The 18,890-nt window shown below is 30.2% G+C and carries 16 protein-coding genes and 1 pseudogene; 3 read left to right on the top strand and 14 right to left on the bottom strand.

Annotation, left to right across the window (positions count from 1 at the left end):
- Positions 1-129 precede the first annotated feature (129 nt).
- From CLRAG_RS00105 to CLRAG_RS00115, 3 genes are read left to right on the top strand one after another with little or no spacing between them, the layout of a single operon-like run.
- Positions 130-1,605: a spore germination protein gene (locus CLRAG_RS00105; protein ID WP_065076494.1), complete on the top strand. Its 1,476-nt coding sequence runs from the start codon at positions 130-132 to the stop codon at positions 1,603-1,605.
- On the top strand, positions 1,602-2,696 hold the full coding sequence (locus tag CLRAG_RS00110) for a GerAB/ArcD/ProY family transporter (RefSeq protein WP_065076495.1): 1,095 nt from the start codon (positions 1,602-1,604) through the stop codon (positions 2,694-2,696). Before CLRAG_RS00105 ends, CLRAG_RS00110 begins: the two co-directional genes overlap by 4 nt.
- Positions 2,683-3,798 carry a Ger(x)C family spore germination protein gene (locus CLRAG_RS00115; RefSeq protein ID WP_065076496.1) on the top strand — a complete coding sequence of 372 codons (1,116 nt, stop codon included), beginning with the start codon at positions 2,683-2,685 and terminating at the stop codon, positions 3,796-3,798. The genes CLRAG_RS00110 and CLRAG_RS00115 overlap by 14 nt, the downstream gene beginning before the upstream one ends.
- Before the next feature lie 52 nt (positions 3,799-3,850).
- Here CLRAG_RS00115 and CLRAG_RS00120 read toward each other — a convergent pair whose 3' ends face one another.
- From CLRAG_RS00120 to CLRAG_RS00185, 14 genes and pseudogenes are all read right to left on the bottom strand, one after another.
- The gene (locus tag CLRAG_RS00120) at positions 3,851-4,411 is read right to left on the bottom strand and encodes a hypothetical protein (protein ID WP_242872057.1); all 561 of its coding nucleotides are present in this window, start codon (positions 4,409-4,411) and stop codon (positions 3,851-3,853) included.
- Between the two features lie 2 nt (positions 4,412-4,413).
- On the bottom strand, positions 4,414-6,864 hold the full coding sequence (locus CLRAG_RS00125; RefSeq protein ID WP_065076498.1) for a glutathionylspermidine synthase family protein: 2,451 nt from the start codon (positions 6,862-6,864) through the stop codon (positions 4,414-4,416).
- A gap of 73 nt (positions 6,865-6,937) precedes the next feature.
- The gene (locus CLRAG_RS00130; protein ID WP_065076499.1) at positions 6,938-7,312 is read right to left on the bottom strand and encodes a hypothetical protein; all 375 of its coding nucleotides are present in this window, start codon (positions 7,310-7,312) and stop codon (positions 6,938-6,940) included.
- 6 nt (positions 7,313-7,318) lie between these two features.
- Positions 7,319-7,936: a hypothetical protein gene (locus tag CLRAG_RS00135; protein WP_065076500.1), complete on the bottom strand. Its 618-nt coding sequence runs from the start codon at positions 7,934-7,936 to the stop codon at positions 7,319-7,321.
- Positions 7,933-8,160: a hypothetical protein gene (locus CLRAG_RS00140; protein ID WP_013238493.1), complete on the bottom strand. Its 228-nt coding sequence runs from the start codon at positions 8,158-8,160 to the stop codon at positions 7,933-7,935. Before CLRAG_RS00140 ends, CLRAG_RS00135 begins: the two co-directional genes overlap by 4 nt.
- 192 nt (positions 8,161-8,352) lie before the next feature.
- A complete protein-coding gene (locus CLRAG_RS00145; RefSeq protein ID WP_065076501.1) occupies positions 8,353-9,168 on the bottom strand; it encodes an SGNH/GDSL hydrolase family protein in 816 nt (271 codons plus the stop codon).
- A 78-nt stretch (positions 9,169-9,246) separates the two neighbouring features.
- Positions 9,247-10,251: an ABC transporter permease subunit gene (locus tag CLRAG_RS00150; protein ID WP_065076502.1), complete on the bottom strand. Its 1,005-nt coding sequence runs from the start codon at positions 10,249-10,251 to the stop codon at positions 9,247-9,249.
- Between the two features lie 16 nt (positions 10,252-10,267).
- Positions 10,268-11,182: an ABC transporter ATP-binding protein gene (locus CLRAG_RS00155; RefSeq protein ID WP_065076503.1), complete on the bottom strand. Its 915-nt coding sequence runs from the start codon at positions 11,180-11,182 to the stop codon at positions 10,268-10,270.
- 504 nt (positions 11,183-11,686) lie between these two features.
- Entirely contained in the window at positions 11,687-12,865 is a 1,179-nt protein-coding gene (locus tag CLRAG_RS00160; protein ID WP_065076504.1) for an ROK family transcriptional regulator, read from the bottom strand.
- Between the two features lie 198 nt (positions 12,866-13,063).
- The gene (locus CLRAG_RS00165) at positions 13,064-14,431 is read right to left on the bottom strand and encodes a sugar porter family MFS transporter (RefSeq protein WP_065076505.1); all 1,368 of its coding nucleotides are present in this window, start codon (positions 14,429-14,431) and stop codon (positions 13,064-13,066) included.
- 71 nt (positions 14,432-14,502) lie between these two features.
- A pseudogene (gene xylB, locus CLRAG_RS00170) lies at positions 14,503-16,027 on the bottom strand (xylulokinase).
- A 57-nt stretch (positions 16,028-16,084) separates the two neighbouring features.
- The gene (gene xylA / locus CLRAG_RS00175; protein ID WP_065076506.1) at positions 16,085-17,407 is read right to left on the bottom strand and encodes a xylose isomerase; all 1,323 of its coding nucleotides are present in this window, start codon (positions 17,405-17,407) and stop codon (positions 16,085-16,087) included.
- A gap of 190 nt (positions 17,408-17,597) precedes the next feature.
- A complete protein-coding gene (locus CLRAG_RS00180; protein WP_065076507.1) occupies positions 17,598-18,104 on the bottom strand; it encodes a QueT transporter family protein in 507 nt (168 codons plus the stop codon).
- Entirely contained in the window at positions 18,097-18,846 is a 750-nt protein-coding gene (locus tag CLRAG_RS00185; RefSeq protein WP_065076508.1) for a hypothetical protein, read from the bottom strand. The genes CLRAG_RS00180 and CLRAG_RS00185 overlap by 8 nt, the downstream gene beginning before the upstream one ends.
- Between the last annotated feature and the right edge of the window lie 44 nt (positions 18,847-18,890).

Below are 18,890 nucleotides of genomic sequence, written 5' to 3' on the forward strand. Positions count from 1 at the left end.
ATAACTATTAATTTTTCATTCTTACCTATTAATTAAATTGTTCGTAGGGGTATCCTGCCGAGTAATCATCGGATAAATATTTTAAAAAAGAGCATACTAATTATATTATTAATGCGGAGGTGAATAAATGTGCAAAACACAGAAACCGCAATCGATTCTAACATTGATAATATAAAAAATTTGCTTGGTAACAAATCTGAATTAGTAATAAAATACATATTTATTGGGGATAAAAATAGTTTAACAGCTGCTGTTATATATTTGAATGCTCAAGCAGATAAAAATATTATAGATAGAGATATACTAAATCCTCTAATGCTTCACGTACATGAAGATATATCAACTATTAAAAATGTGGATGACTATTTATGCAAAAAGTACATTGCTGCAAGTAATACAAGTATAGAGACCGATGTAAATACAATTCCAGATAGTATAAATAGTGGTAAAACTATAATAGTAATTAATGGTATTTCAAACTTTATTGTAGTAGATACTTCAGGTGGTACTTACAGGCAAATTTCTGAACCAGTTAGCGATGTGTCATTAAGAGGCCCAAGAGAAGGATTTGTAGAAAATCTTGATACAAATATAAGCATACTACGAAGAAGAATAAAAGATAAAAAACTAACTTTACATAAATTTAAATTAGGAAGACGAAGTCAAAGTAATTTTGTTATTGTGTATATTGAAGACATAGTTGACAAAAACTTTTTAAGCAGCATAGAGGAAAAAATAAGTCAAATAGATAAGGATTTTGTAGCCGCAAATAGTACAATTGAACAGCTTATAGAAGAACATACCTACAGCGTTTTTCCTCAAACTATAGGATCTGAAAGACCAGATATAATAGAAGCTGCGCTGATGGAAGGCAGGATAGCCTTCTTATTAGAAGGAACCCCCTACGTTACAACTTATCCAACTACATTTATAGAATTTTTTCAAACACCAGAAGATTATTATGGAAGAACAATTCAAGCATTTTTTATAAGAATAATAAGATTTATAGCTGCTTTCATAGTAATAACTGTTCCTGCAATTTATATAACTTTTATTAAATTCAACGCCGAACTCATACCTGTTGAATTTATAGAGTCACTTGTGGAATCTAGAAAAGGAATAGCTCTAACACCTTTTATGTCACTTTTGGGTATAAGTTTAACTATAGAATTTTTAAGAGAAGGCGGGTTAAGACTTCCTGGTAAAATTGGCCAAACCCTTAGTGTAGTTGGAGGTATTATTATTGGAGATGCTGCTATTAAATCTAAAATAATAAGTTCTTCTACATTATTTGTTGCTGGTATTTCCACTGTTTCCTCTTTTGTAATATCAAATTATCAAATGTCTATTGCAATAAGGTTTCTTGCCTATCCTATGCTTATATTTTCAAATTGGCTTGGTGTTCTTGGAATAATTATAGGATGGTTTTTTATATTATCCTACCTCTGCTCCCTTGAAAACTTTGGAGTACCTTATTTTGAATTCAATAAAAGCGATATGAAAGATACTTTTATAAGAGCACCCATTAAAGATATGATTAAACGACCTAAAATTATACCTAATATAAATCCTATAAGGCAGCGTTTTAGGGGGAAAAATAAATGAATAAAACTCAAAATACATTTATAACATCAAGTGAATTTACACTTTTTTTACTTTCATCTTTTATTGGTATTGGAAGTTTATATTTACCTAACTCTGTCATAAAAGATGCCAAGCAAGACGGATGGATAGGATGCATAATAGGTGCAGTATATCCCCTATATATATTAGTATTAGCAAATTACACCTGTAATAAATTCCCAGTTGATGACATATTTGGTCTTAGTAAAAAATCTCTTGGTAAAATCTTAGGTAGTATTTTGAATTTTATATTTATAACATTTTTTATATTTATAACCTCTACTGAAATTATAGGCTTAGCCAATACATTTAAAGTATATGCCACACCATTTTTAAAAAATTATCAAATATTTTTATCTGTAATAACTGTTACAGCTTACACAGCTTATAAAGGTATGAAACCCTTAGGTAGATTATGTGAAATAACTTTTTATTTGGCCTTAATATTACTTTTGCTGCCCGTTGCAACTTTAAAATACGGAACTTATTTAAACTTGATGCCTGTATTTGGTTCAGGTTTTAAAAATATATTAATATCTTCAAAGGAAACAGTTTTTTTTTACTGCGGTGCTGAAATTGCTTTTTTTACTTACCCCTTCCTTGAGGATAAGAAAAAGCTACTAAAATGTGGATTTACAAGCACTGTAATTACTATGTCTGTTTATACGTGGTTTACTTTTTTAACTATATATTATTTGGGTATTGAAATTTCACCTAAGTACTTATGTCCAATATTAACATTAGCTGATAGTATCAATATACCTATTATCAATAGTTTTAGGTATATATTTATATCATTGTGGGGATTAGTAGTATTGAGATGTATATCTATTTATTATTTTTCATCTTGCTATGGCATGAATAGACTTATAAATAAAATCTCCCCCCAAACATTTGCCTTAATCTTATGCCCTATAATTTTATTTTTATCAAGCTTATATGGACCTCCTACTAGAAGACGATACTATACAGGCAAAATAATGTCCTTTTATTTGATATACAACTTAATTTATATTTCACTAATAGTAATTTTAATAACTTTTAAAAAAGGTGGTAATTTTGAAAAAAAATAAATTTTTTATACTAATTTTAATCATATTAATTTTTGTAATATCCTTTATGGGCACAAAAGGAGAACTTGTTGAAAATCTACAAATACCTGTGGGAGCTGGACTTGATATAGAAAAAACTTCTTCATGTACTACTTATATTACACCAATACTTGTTCATTCGCTTGAATCTGGTAATAAAATAGTAAGCAATGTACTTATAGGAGAGGGCTCAACTATAGCAAGGACCAGAGAAAATAGGCAGGTAAAATCCAGTAAAAAGTTTTTACTAGGTATTAATAGGATATTTATTTTCAGTGAAGAATTTTCTAAAAATGGCATAAAAACCTTTATAGATACAATTCTTAATAATGCAAATACAAATGACAGGGCATTTTGTGTAGTATGTAAAGGGAAAGTTGCAGATATATTTAAATATAACGTAAAAGGTTATGCTAGTTCTGCGGAATATATTTATGAAATGGTAAAGCATTTAAATCAATTTAATTTTTTTCCTTCACAGTATACCCTAATGGATATTATAGTAAGGATAGATGCAGAAGGTAGAAATACACTTCTCCCCTATGTAGAAATTACAGGTGATGAAAATAGCGGTCTCAAAACTACAGGTATTGCCATATTTAACAAAGATAAAATGATTTCAAAAACAAATATGAAAGAAGCTAAAATCATAAATCTTCTAAAAGAAAATAATGTAAAAGGCATTTTAACACTACAGCAAAATTCAAAAAAGTATATAGATTTTTACGCAGCATCTAAAAGAAAAGTCAAATGCTATAGGGAAAATGGCAATTACAAATTTGTAATAAATTTGAATTTAAAGGGTGAAATAGTAGATAATGAATTATATAAAAATATGAATAAAGACCCAAAAGAGATAAAAGAGTTTGAACAGAATACTGAAAAATTAGTAGTAAAAATGTGCAACAGAACCATAAACCAAATAAAAAACAAATATAAAGTCGACATTTTGGATCTTGGAAGGGTTGCTGCTGCTAAATACGGCAGGGAAACAGGCACAGATTGGAATGAAGTAATAAGCAAGTCTGATATACAAGTTAATGCAAAGGTTAAAGTTGGTACTCAAGGAAGAGGAGAATATTAAGTTTTATACATCTTATGTTGCATACTTAAAAAGGAGCATATTTTACTCCTTTTTAATCATCAAGGTCCTTTATATCACTTTTATTAATCAAAATTTCATATTCATACTTTGTATCAACTTTACCACTCCAGTTTTTATATGAAGCCGCAAAAACAGAAACTGTATCATTTTCCCCTAAGTTATTTTTAAAGACATCCATGGATTTTTTTGCAATTGATTTATTTGCAATTTTTAATATTGATTCTTTTTCTCCCTCAGTATAACTTTCCTTTATAGTTACTCCTTCTGTAACATCTACATTGTCTGATAAGGTTTTAGATTCATCTATAGGTTCTACTTGAAATACATACTCCATCTTGTCATCATCATTAGTTCCTTTACCCAGATAATATCCATCAACTTCATGCAACTGATAAGTTCCAACATAAGATTTACTTACAAGTTTTTCATAATTTTTCACATGTATAACAATAAAAAGAACTAACATTATGAGCGAAATATAAATTATAACTCTTTTTCTTCTACATTTTTTATTTTTACTTTCTTCATCTATATATTTTCTATTTTCATTTTCGTTATTTATTCTTTTCTTATTCTTTTTTTTCTTATTCATCTTCATACCACCCTATCAATATATACAGGCATATATATGCAGTTTTCTCTAGTAATTAAATCTCCTAGCCTGCAGTACATTCCAATAAATTCACTTTTGCTATAGAAACATCCAAGTATAGGAAATAAATTTTTTCTCTCTTCACCAAATGTTGATCTACATATATAGTTTAAAGTTTTTATATTAATTCTCTCTTGAAAAATATAGTTATCCAGATTGTTTATATCCTGACAAGATAGCTGTCCCCTAGTGTATATCCCCTCTCCTTCCCTTTCTAATATGGGTTTACAGATATAATCTATGGTTTTCATAGATTTATTACTAAAATCAGTATAGGGAATATATTTTAGTATTATACTTTTTTCACGCTGTGTAAAAAAATCTGTTCCAAGCATCTCGTATACCACAGCAAAAATGGACTTACTTTGCCCTATCATAGTTACAGGTTGATTTATACAATTTTTATTATTTATCCACTTTCCAACATCCTGCATATTGAATTTTTCAAACCAATTTAGTGGAAAATACCTATAGATCATATCAATCCTATCATCAAAATAATATAACCTACCATCTTCAACTCTTAGATTATACACATTACCTCTTATCACTCTAATTCCATATTTGTCACCTATTTTTTTTATTATGCTATATACAATGTCTATATTATAGTAATCTTCATAATAACATGTACTAAATATTCCTATAGTCTTTGGGGAATATTTTATTATATATTCTTCAATATTTTCACTTAAAATGTTTTTGAAATTCTTATTTGGATTTTGTACATTACGCTTATATCTATTTACAAGATAGTCATTTACAATAGTACTTTCGTATAGTCCAGCAGGAGTTTCATTATTTAGCTCCATAAGTTTCAAATTGTTATCCGTATCCAGAGCCCAATCCATTCTTCCTAAAATACTCAAGTACTTAAAATCTTTTGATGAATATATACTTTCACTTACATTTGATGTTCCTAAAATTTCATCAAACCATCCCTTATTTTTATATACAAATTCAGAAACCTTCCTAAATATGTCCAAGACTTCACAGGAAGCATTTTTTAACTCTTCAAATTTGTCACTATTTAAGATGACTTCATCTAAAGATATGTACTCTCTTGTGTTATTATAGGCACCGGTAAATCCTAACTTTACGAGATCTAAATTTACCTTTTTAAACTCACTATATCTATCTTTTATATTTTTGCTATATCTTATGTTGAGTTTAGAGTTTCTTATTCCTATTGGAGTTATAAATGTAGTTTCATTATTTGTAAGATAGTCATAGTTCCATCTGGAGCATATTCCACTTATCTCATTACATGTGAGATAAACTCCCAAGTTGCAAAAAGCATCAACAGTATGAGGATATCCCCCTCTTAATTCAACTATATTGTCTTTTCTTATTTTCTTAAACTCTTGAAGAATGTAGTAATGTTTATACTCTTTAATGTCATCTAAAATACTTTTCCATTCTTCTTTTGAATACAGCTTTCCTATAAATACATCTTCGCTATAACGTCCAAGTATAGGCTTTATTACATATTTATCCTTATTATATCTAGCCTCATCAAAATTCGTATCACTTAATAACTCTGTATATGGGATACATTCTCTTACAACACTTGCAGTACCTTCATCTAACCTATTTTCTCTCAATAATTTGTGAAAATAAACAAATATACTTTTACTTTGAAGAATTATTACTCTAGGATCATTTAATATAAGCACCTTGCTTTTTTCATATAAATTTAAAAGAAGTTTAATGTCATTAACCTCATATAAATTTTCACATGGAAATTGCCTCAAAATAACATCTACGTGTCTATTAAAACAATATACTTCTTCATCTTTAATGTATATATTATTACTTCCTCCAAAAATTACATTTATCCTATCATCTTCAAGCCATTTTCTATAGAGCATTGATAAATGAACTTCTTCATAATGGCATGGATCTGCCAGCACTAATACATTGATTTTTTTGCTGCCATAATACTTTTGAATTATTGAATTAAATTTTTCTCTAAAATTTTCAGAAAAGCCTCTATTTACATTGTTATTGCAATTAAAGTATTCACCTATTGCAAGCTCCCTTTGGGCACAGGGCTTGTCATAGTTGCCTTCACTAAAAAATATTTTGCCATCATACTGGAGAAAACAATCATATCTTGTCCAAAAAATATCTGGAATTTCTCTATTTAAATGCATTATTTCATCTTTAAGAGGAAAATCAGGAATCATGCTCTCATAATCACTGTATTTAGTATTGAAGTTATTTAACACATCTACGGTTAGTCTATTAATTACATTAGTGTAATTATTTATTTTATTGTATTCCATTTCTGTTAAATAAAAAGGATATGGAGAATAAACATCTCCTTTTCGCCTGCAGTGTATTGAATAATATTCAAAAAGTAATTCATCTACCACATTGTTATACTTCATCCCACTAAACTCCTTATTATAAGTCTCATACTTGCTGTCCTATCTTTAGCCAATTTTTACTACAGTATATAGTCTATCCAGCCACACTACCAGCATGTACACCACTATAACCAGAAGTACTTATATGATCTGAAGAAGATGTAACTCCTCCATTGCTAGTCTTAATACTGCTTAAATTAGAGCTTGTATATGGGCTTACCACTCCACTGGTAGAATTTATCCAACTGTGCCACCCATAAAAATCCACATTAGATTTACCTTCATTTGATACCTTATATCCTTCAAAAAAACTATTAGGATAGTATACAAAAGGTGAAGAGCAGCCAGACTGCTGCTGTGCTGCGTTCTCCTGATCCTGCTCAGTTATATAATTTTGATTGTATGTATATATTGAGCTTCCAACCAAGGCTGATATAATTACTCCTAATACTGCTTTTTTCTTATTCATCTAACTTCAATTCCTCTTTTCCTTTAACTTACTCACATTAACTTCAATATTATTAGCTTTTAAGTAATTCAAATACTCCTTTGCATCTTCTTTTATACTTTCATCACATACATATAGCACGCTATGAATTTTTAAAAAATTCAACATTTCAACTTCCGGCAAATCCTCTTCTGTTATCTCATATTGATTGTTATATTGATTTACACTATTTATTTCAATATCCACATATCGATTACTATCAAGTATAATCATGTATTTATCATAATTTTTTAAACATGTGTTTGAAAATAAAGCAAGTTTTTTTAATATAGGCTTACTTTTAACTACTCCAAAATCGTGGCATACCATATTAAAATCTGGTACTATAGTATATTTATCTCTATACTTATATCCATATTCAAGTCCCCTTCCTCCTGGTATATCGAGTATAATTAAACCTTCCCCATTTCCAACAGCTTTAATTTTAGTCATATCTGACTGTAAATTATTTTCCATATCTAGATTTTCTAAATTTACAACAGATGTAAAAACAAGAGACTTTATAAAGCAGGACATCACTCCTGCATTCAAATAAAAATTTTTATATATGTTGTAATAGCACTCCTTAATAGCTTCACTTATCAATACCCAAGGCTCCCTTCCCTTTCAACTACAACAGAAAAACACTTTTTCAAGTTTATACAATGAGAAAGTCCTCTTTCGTCTTCTATTTCTATAAAATCATCTGTTACCCCCATAACAGTTACGTCCTTTAATGACGTATCTTCCTGTTCATTGTTATAAGATTCTATACTAGCATAGATATATATATTAACCTTAGCTCCCAAATATTTTTGTAACCCAACCATTTATGCATCCTCCTATTTTATAACTTAATGATACAATCATATTATTATTTTCCTATAATGTTAACTACTTTTTATCTGATGGCTACCTACTGTAACACTCCCACTTCTATCAAAGCGGGAGATAACAGTAGCTACGCCCCTAGATAATTCATCTAAACTTAGTGGAAGAAACAAACTTCCACTAAGTAAGATTCATTCATAATTTTTCAATGCCTCAAACATTCTTTTTGAAATGGCATCATAACCTATAGAATTGGGGTGAAAATTATCTGCAGCAAAGTAATTTCCTGAATTATATTTAAAAAGATCATATGTAGGAATATATATAGCATTGTCATCTGATGATACAAGTTGGTCTGTTTTATAGTTCCACTCATTTAAAAGTTCCAATTTATCTTCAGTTAACTCGCTTCCAAAAGGATTATACAATCCAATAAACACAATTATACCATTTTGATTTCTACTTCTTATTAATTTAAAAATATCTGACAGATTTTTCATGTACTTATTTTCAACTGTCTTCAAACTATCTGTCTGAACAGTAGAGGGAACTGTACTTGAATTTTTAAAATTCTTTATTTCATTTCCACCAATAGAAATAAAAATCATATTTGAGTCCTGTATATACTGTAAGGTCTGTTTACTTTTTACTATATTTAAAAGTCCAGAAGATACATCACCATTAACAGCTATGTTGGTAACGTCTATGGGTTTTTTAGTTTTATTTTTCCAAAGTTTAGAAAAATCACTTGCAAATCCACTATTAGTTTCATCCCCAGTTCCTCTTGCTAGTGAATCACCCATAACTAAAATATTATAGGAATTGCTATTTAATTTCTTTATTTTAGTATCCACAGCTTTATTCTCACTTCCCTTATTTGTAACTTTACTACTGGTGCTGCCAGATGCATTAGTAATACTAATAGAATATGCAAATCCTGCTGCAAATACTATTGTAAATATACATGCAGCAATAGATAAAATTGTAAATCTTGCTTTTTTATTCATTACACTTTTTCCCCCTACTCATAAGTCATTTTCAAACAAATAACCAGTCAGTATACTATCCTATTTTTATCATACTATCTAAACCAATACATCTTTTTTTTGAAATACGCTGAAACTTATGACTAAAGCTGCAATCGACCATAAACACAGTACTAATGCAGAAAAAGAAAGGCTCATTCCAGAAACAGGTTGATAAGATGCCGTTAAATATTGTGTTAAATCCAAATTTACAGCAAAGAAATATTTAATCATCGGCCAATCCTGCAAAAACATCTGGAGGAATCCCCCTCCTATTAAAGTTGCCAGCATTATACCCACAGATGTGACAGTATTTCTCACTATTACAGAAACCATAAAAGATAAAGTTGCAATATTTACAGAAACAAACCATCCAAGTGAATATACTAAGATAGCATACTGCCACTGGTAAATTCTTATTACATTTGAGGAATCCAGCTTATTTCCTATAACTTTAAATCCCGTTGCCATAGGTTCATTCCATCCACCGCTGTGAAATGCAAAGCTTGATATTATTACACACATAAGTGCTGACTCTAAAATTACTATACATGATAAAATCAAAACCCCAATGTACTTGCTAAGTAATATCTTCCACCTTGGAACAGCCCTAGTTAACAATACCTTTATTGTTTTGGAGGAAAATTCTCCAGAAACAGCATCTCCTGCTAATATAATTATAAGCAGCGGTAAAAACAAATAGATTGCCTCATCCATAAAATCAATAGTAAATTTTGCACTAGTTGGAGTTATTGGATTTATGTTGTGATTTATATAATACTGCAGCTGTTCAATCTGAATATTTATTGAATTTTTTCTGTCCTCTTTTATATATTGGCTGTTCACAGTATTTTTTAAATATAATATCTGCTGATTCACCATTGACTTCCAATTATAATTTTGAGTTTGTCCCGGTGTACCTGAAAATCTCATTATTGTATGTTTATATGATGCATTTTCTCCATAACAAAAAAGAGATACGAGTACAAGTAAAATTACAGAAATAAGAACTAGTTTCTTTTTTGAAAGCATCTTAAGTACTTCATTTTCAATTAATCTTATCAAATTTTATGCCCCCCAATTAAACAATTTGATTTCCCTCTGTCAGGTTCAAAAACAAATCCTCTAGTGTCTTGTTTTTGTTATCGACATACTTTATCATAAGTCCTTGTTCTACAAAGTAGGAATTTATCTCTTGAAGCTTTTCCAGCGAAACATTTGCTTCAAGCCTTTCTTCAACTACATTTCCTTTAACCTTCCAATTTTCTTCTAAAATTTTTCTTCCCTTTTCATTGTCACTTAAAACCCAGAATACCCCCTGATTATTTAATAATTTATCTACATCTGCACTTTTCAAAACTGTTTCCCCGTTTTTAATTATAGTTACTTTGTCACACATAAGTTCTATTTCAGAAATAATATGACTTGATACAAGTACAGAAATATTTTTTTCATCTGCCAATTGCTTTACTAAGTTTCTAAGTTCACTTATTCCAGATGGATCAAGTCCATTAGTTGGTTCATCTAAAATGAGAAGTTTTGGATTATGCATTAAAGCCTGTGCAATTCCAAGCCTCTGTTTCATTCCAAGAGAATATGTACTTACTTTGTCTCTAATTCTATTTTTTAAGCCTACCAAATCTACTACATTTATTATATCCTTTTCTGTAACATCCCTACTCATGGATGCTAACATCTTTAAATTATCTATTCCACTCATATAGTTATATAAATCAGGTCCTTCTATAATGCAGCCCACATTTGACATAGCTTTTACATAATTTTTAGTTATAGAGTATCCACATATATCAATTTTTCCGGAAGTAGGCTTTGAAAGTCCTACAATCATACGAAGTGTCGTTGACTTTCCTGCTCCATTAGGGCCTAAAAATCCCATTACTTCTCCCTGCTTCATTGAAAAACTTATTCCTTTAACTATCTGTCTGCCCTTTATTGTTTTTGTAACATTGTCCAGTAACAATACTTCATCTCTCATCTTTATACCTTCTTTTTAAGAGTTATGTGATATATACCTTATTATGAGTAAATTTATAGTATATATCAATATCAATTGGTGGAATTTAATATTTTATTAATTTTAGTAAGCTTCTAAAAAATAAACGTACATTTAGAACATATAATAAATACCTTAACTTTCGCAGTTTAAAAACTTTGCGAAGCAATTTTTTAAAGAACAAGGTTCAAAGTTCAAATATCAAATAAGGATAATTTTCTTCCTAACGTCATGAAATATTAAAATTATAGATTTCCTGAGGTACGAGGGAAATCATCTTTATCTGTTCTTTGTTATTTGAACTTTGTTATTTTCAAAAGCTTTGCGTCGTAATTTTCTTATATTAAGTCAAAATTTTATATGTACTAAAGTTGAGTAAATATATAAAATTAGAAATGCTGTGGTTTCCATATCACAGCATTTCTAATTTTATGATCTTTCAAATTATGTAACTTTACATATATACAACCGTTTAAATCCAATATATCATAATACATTGTCATTTAGGAAAAATATATTTTCCATAGGCAAAAGTGCTGCCCCATATACAGCTGCATTTTCCCCCAGATTTGAAAACATCACATTGCACTGACTTTCATCATAAAAGCTGTTATCCGTAAATATCTTTTTAATTAGTTCTTTTTCTATGAAATCCTTATAGGGAAATATCTCACCACCTATAAGGATATTTTTAGGATCTAATGTCAATATTATATTTTTAATGCCTTCAGCTAAAAAATCGATATATGTATCTAATACTGTTTTTGCTTTTAAATCCATTTCACTTTTCTTTAAAAAATCATCCAAGTTTCCATGTACGTCATCAAATGCTTCCCTGTATGCACCAAGTAGTGCCTTTTTAGAAGCATATAGCTCCCAACACCCTTTTCTTCCACAATTACACCTTTTACCATCCTTTACGATAGTCATGTGTCCAAATTCACCTGCACGTTTATTAAATCCCTTATATACGTTGTTTGCTATAACTACACCTGTTCCAATACCTTCTGTAATGGATATAAAAACAAGACTATTTTTTACATCGTTAAAATTAATAAATGTCTCTGCATAAGCTGATGCATTTGCTTCGTTTTCTATAAAAATAGGAAACTTGAAATAGTCCTCAAATTTTTTGAATGATACATTTTTAAATCCCAAATTAGGTACATTTTTTAATAGAAGTTCTTTTTCATTTACCGTACCAGGTAAGGAAAATCCTATTCCAAGTATTTTATCCGGTGAAATATTAAAATTATTCACCAAATATTCAATAGCCTCTGCCGTTTTACAAATCACATCAGTAAAATCATATAACTTTTCCGGCATACTAAAGTCTATTTCATGTATTATTTTAAAATTCAAATTTGTAAGTATAATTTTCACCTTATCTTTTGTAATCCACACTCCAAAAGAATATCTGCTGTCCGGCAGGAATTTAAGAATTGTAGGCTTTCTGCCACCAGTTGACTTTGCAACTCCAGCTTCCTCCAAAAAACCCTGTTCTATAAGTTCATTGCTGTTACTTATAACTGTTGGAATGCTTATATTAAGCCTTTGGGATATTTCCTGCTTTGTAAGTTTATTATTTCTATATAGCAAGTTCAATATTTTTTTCTGATTTAATATTCTTATTGTCTCTTGATCCACTGATTTTAATCTACTCATCTTAGTACCACCAATCAAATTTGAAATTGTAGCTATAATAATTTAATTATATCATTAATGTATATCATTTTTAAGTAAACGTTATAAACAGAGTTCTTGGTTTCAGGTGGAGTTTTTTCTGTTTATATAAAATGGGTGCTGATGATTTTCCACATCAACACCTAAAATTGTAGTTAATAAACAATTTAAATAATCTTTTTAACTAACTTTCTTTCCTTGTTCACCAGCACGTACTCTAAGAGTAGTTTCAATTTCTTCAAGTGATCGATTACGTGTTTCAAACACTTTGTAATGAACAAACCAAATTGCTGCAAAACAAACAACACCATAACCTATGAACAAATTACCAGTGCCAAAGAAACTTAATAATGTTGGAAATGTTAATGACACTACTGCATTAGAAGCCCAGTTAACTACACTGCCAAATGAATTACCTAATCCACGAATGTTTAATGGGAATACTTCACCAATCATAACCCACATTACAGGTCCCCAGGTAGCTGAGAAGAAAGCAATGTAAACGGTTAATGCAATAACACAAATAATTGAACCAATAAATGAGCCATTAGACAATTTCATTGAGAAGCTCATAATTAATAAAGAGACACCCATTCCAAGGCCGCCGTAAATCAACATCTTTTTACGATCAATTTTATCCATAATAGCAACAGCTACAGCTGTAACGATAACATTAAAAATTCCAATTCCTATGTGAGCAAGTAAAGCTGCTTGAACACCAAAACCAACAGCAGTAAAAATAGTTGGTGCATAGTAGAGAACTGTATTACAACCCATAACTTGTTGGAAAATAGCTAAGCCAACAGCAATAACCAATGCTGGATGAACAAATTTACTGAATAGTTCGCTAAGTCCACCACTTTTAATTTCAGCTTGTTTCTTAATCTCAACAAGCTCAGCATCAACAGCTTTTTGATTATGTTCATTCATCTGATCCAAAACTTCTTTAGCTTTATCAAGCTTTCCATCCTTAACTAAATAACGTGGACTTTCTGGTAATACAAGAGCACCTAAGAAAAGTATTGCAGATGGGATAGCCGCAAAGCCAAGCATCCAGCGCCAACCAGTATATAAACCTGAGAAACTGTAGTTAGTAATATAAGCTAATAAAATTCCACTCATAACCATTAATTGAAATAAACTTGACATAGATCCACGTTTTTCAGCAGGTGATAATTCTGCTAGGTATGTTGGAATTAATGCTGATGCAGAACCAACTGCCATACCAAGAATAATACGGGATATAATAAGTGTACTAAATCCTGTTGAAAATGCTGATCCAATTGCTCCAATAAAGAAAATAACTGCTGATAATAAGATCAACTTTCTACGTCCATACCTATCTGACATTGGTCCAATAATTGCAGCTCCAAGAACGGCTCCTACTAATACAGCACTAACAACCCACCCTTGCTGCCATGAATCAAGACTCATTTGTTTTTGGATAAATAAGATTGCTCCTGAAATAACTCCAGTATCATAACCAAACAAAAGGCCGCCAAGTGCGCCAAAAATGTATACCATCGCACTATTAATTTTTACATTCATTAAACCCATCTCCTATTTTAATTTATATAGCCAAAAATTTCTTTCACAATCCCCATAATAATAAAATCTACTTATATAGATAAGTTATCTATATCCTTAAACTTGTCTTTTAAACAACTATATAAAGATGAATAAACTTTATATAATTTATTATACTTTTCAACATTTTCTCTTATAGGCTCTATTTTATCCGTTGTCTTTATCAAAGCTTTACATGCTTCATCTACTGAATTAAAAAGTTTGCATCCAACTGCCGCAAGTATTGCTGCACCATAAGCTGGACCTTCCTTTGAATTTATAATACTTACATTTAAGTTGAAAACATCTGCAATTATCTGTCTCCAAAGCTTACTCTTAGAACCTCCACCACTTATTCTTACTTCCTTCATATCAACATTTAAATTTTTAAGTATTTCAAGTGAATCTCTAAGAGCAAAAGATACTCCTTCCAAAATGGATCTTGTCATATCTCCTCTTTTATGTGTTACATTTAATCCAATAAAACTTCCCTTTGCACAAGGATCGTTATAAGGCGTTCTCTCTCCTATTAAATAAGGTGAAAAGAATAGCTTATTACTTCCTACAGGAGAACTTTCTGCTTCTGAAAGTAATTTTTCAAATACATCTCCACCTATATCTGAGTTAACATTATCAACCCACCATTTAAGGCTTGATGCTGCAGATAGTATTACGCCCATTTGATGCCACTTTCCATTAGCATGGCAAAATGAATGAAGCCTATTTTCCTTATCTACATAAAACTTTTCACTTGATGCAAAAACAACACCAGATGTTCCAAGTGCTACAGATAATACTCCAGAATCAACTGTTCCAGTACCTATAGCTCCAGCTGCCTGGTCACCTGCTCCAGCTATTACTTTTGTAGATGTTGATAGTCCAGTTTCACTTGATACTTCTTCTGAGACATTACCTACAACTTCATAGGATTCATAAACTTTAGGTAAAACATCTTCTTTTATCTCAAGTAAATCTAATACTTCATTAGACCATTTTCTATTTTTTACATCAAACATTACTGTTCCAGAAGCATCAGACACATCAGATGCAAATTTCCCGGTAAGTTTAAAACTTATATAGTCTTTAGGAAGCATCATATGTGCTATTTTAGCATATATATCTGGTTTATTTTCTTTAACCCAAAGTACTTTGGGTTAAAGAAAATAAACCAGTTAAGGCCATGTTACCAGTATACTTTGAAAGTTTATCTTGGCCAAATTCTTTATTTAAGTAATCACACTGTTTTTGTGTCCTTTGATCACACCACAATATAGCAGGCATTAAAACCTTATTTTTATTGTCAAGAATTACAAGTCCATGCATTTGTCCACTAAAACTTATGCCTCTAATAGTTTCCGGTTTTATATTATGATTATTTATAAGTTCTCTAATTCCATCTTTAGTACTATTCCACCAATCATCAGGATTTTGTTCTGCCCATCCGACCTGAGGATAACTTATACCATAGTCTTTAGATACACTAGTTAAAAGTTCACCTTTTTCATTCATTATGATAAGCTTTACAGAAGAAGTTCCTAAATCAATTCCTAAAAAATTCACAGTAATCTCTTCTTTCATGAAATTATTGGTATTTCAGTAGAGGCAGTTTAAAACCACCCCTACATGTTTTAAATTCTATTTATCCTCAAGTATATATTGATTTACTACTGATTCTAAATATTCTTGTCTTCCTGATTTATTATTTATAACATTATTTTCCAAAGCATATTTTTCTAATTCATCAAATCCTACTTTGCCGTCTACTATGTCTTTACCTATTCCTGTAGAAAAACTTGAATATCTTTCTTTAATAAAGTTTTCAATAGGAGCATCTTGTAATAATTTATATGCAATTCTAAGTCCTTTAGCGAAACTATCCATCCCTGCTATATATGCTAAGAATAAATCTTCTGGTTCAAAAGATGCTCTTCTTACCTTTGCATCAAAGTTCAATCCTCCTGGTGCTATACCTCCATTTTTAAGTACTTCGTACATTGATAATGTCGTATCGTATACATTTGTAGGAAATTGATCTGTATCCCATCCAAGATGTGGATCTCCCTGGTTTGCATCTAAGCTTCCGAGTGCATTATTATTTCTTGCTAAGCATATTTCATGCTGGAAAGTATGTCCTGCTAAAGTAGCATGATTTGCTTCAATATTTATCTTGAAGTAATCTTCTAGCTTGTACTTTCTTAAGAATCCTAAAACAGTTGCTACATCAAAATCATACTGATGTTTTGTAGGCTCTTTTGGCTTTGGTTCTATAAGAAATTGTCCTTTAAATCCTATTTTCTTTGCATAATCTACTGCCATCTGTAGTATTCTAGCAAAGTTGTCCATTTCAAATCCCATGTCAGTATTTAGAAGTGTTTCATATCCTTCTCTTCCACCCCAAAATACATAATTTTCTCCACCTAATTCATTTGTAACTTCTATTGCTTTTTTTAGCTGTGCTGCTGAATAAGCATAAACATTTGCATTACATGTAGTTCCAGCGCCGTGTACAAATCTTGGGTTATTAAATAAGTTAGCAGTACCCCATAATAACTTTTTATTGTTCTTTTTCATTAAGTCCTTACACATTGCTACTATTTCATCTAAATTTTTATTTGTTTCTGCAAGGTCTTTTCCTTCAGGTGCTATATCTCTATCATGGAAGCAAAAGTAATCTATATCTAGCTTGTTCATAAATTCAAATGCTGCTTCCATTCTTGCTTTAGCAAGTTCCATTTTATCGTTTACATTGTCCCATGGTCTAACCATTGTTCCTGATCCAAACTGATCAGTTCCATTAGCAGTTAATGTATGCCAGTAAGACATTGAAAATCTTAAATGATCTCTCATCTTTTTTCCGCCAATTACTTCATCAGGATTATAATATTTAAATGAGTAAGGATTTTTCGAATCCGGTCCTTCATAATTTATTTTAGATACATTATTAAAGTACTCTTTCATCACAATCACTCCTTATTTTATTGTTGAATTTAGTATAACACCTTGTTAAAACTTTTTCAAGTGCCTTTATAAAGTTATTTTATTAATATACTTCCCTTATATTTTATATATGTGCTATATTATTAGACTGAAATATAGTAAAAAGGTAGCTTTATACTCCATAAAGCTACCTTTTAAAGGGCTAATATTACTAATTAAATTTTATATTATCTATTTTCTTATTAGGAAATTTTATCTTTATTCTATCTAAAAATGCAGCATTTTTGAAAATCTTTCTAAATACAAAATACCCCAAAACCATAACTATAAGTTCTCCTAATGCCTGAGTAAAAAATGTGTAGAAAAAAGGTACTTTATAAAGTACATGTAGTTCCTCTGCTATAATTGCGCTTCCTAAAACAGGCCATATAACTGAAACAAGCATATTTTTTGTCTTCCACATTGCATAAGTTGCCAAAAGAGTAGCAAAGCTTCCAACAAACACATCTACTATACTAAAGCTATAAAAATTTGCAACGGCACATCCTACAGTCAGTGAAATTATATAAAATGGATCTATAAAAGCCAGGAAATTAAGCATTTCACTAAACCTAAGCCCTATTGGTCCCCAATAAGAGAGCTGTCCTAGTGCAATAGTTGAAACTATGTATATTGCAGCTACTATAGCTATTTTTACTAATTTATTAGTTCTACTCATTTATTTTGCCTCCAACTCCATCTAAATCTGCACCACACCTGGTATCTATATCATCTAATATCTCCACTCTATCATAATAGTTAGTCTGAAGAGATTGAAACAAATGGCTATGGTAAAACTCCTCTATGAGTTCATTATCTCTCTTTACTTTTGTAGTATTTTCACAAAATATATTTATTGTAACTCTTTCAAAATATTTTAGTGCCAATTCTACATCTCTTTGTAATTCCTTAATATTTTGTCCAACCATACCAAAGAGTAAGTTAACCCAATCAAAATTCTCAAATTCAGATGCCTTTCTATCCCCTATTCCTTTATTTAATACATTTTCTCTATAATTTGTATCAAAGCTCTCTGCTCCTACTATAAATTTTAATTCTGTAGGTCTAAATTGTTCTCTAAATAGTTTTATATCATTTTCATATTTAACATGACTTTCCATTATCAGCTGTCTTATATTTTTATTTCTACATAATTTAATAAGCTCAAATACAGTGACAGCATCTAGTTCACTGGCACTTCCAGAATTCATTATCTGAAGTACACCATATTTTCCCGTAACTTTTTCAAGTACTTTATGATTCAATTTATGATTTCTAAAGGCATTATAATCCTCATCCAAGTGGTAATCACAAAATATGCAGTTTCCCCAAAAGCATCCACTGCCCCTTAGAAGCACTACTTCCCTGGGCAATCTTTTAGTAACTTGCCCATATCTTTTTAACTTTGGTAAACGATTCATTTAACTTGTCCTCCTTGAATTTGAAAACATACATATAAGAAATG

This window comes from Clostridium ragsdalei P11, from assembly GCF_001675165.1.
Classification (GTDB): domain Bacteria; phylum Bacillota; class Clostridia; order Clostridiales; family Clostridiaceae; genus Clostridium_B; species Clostridium_B ragsdalei.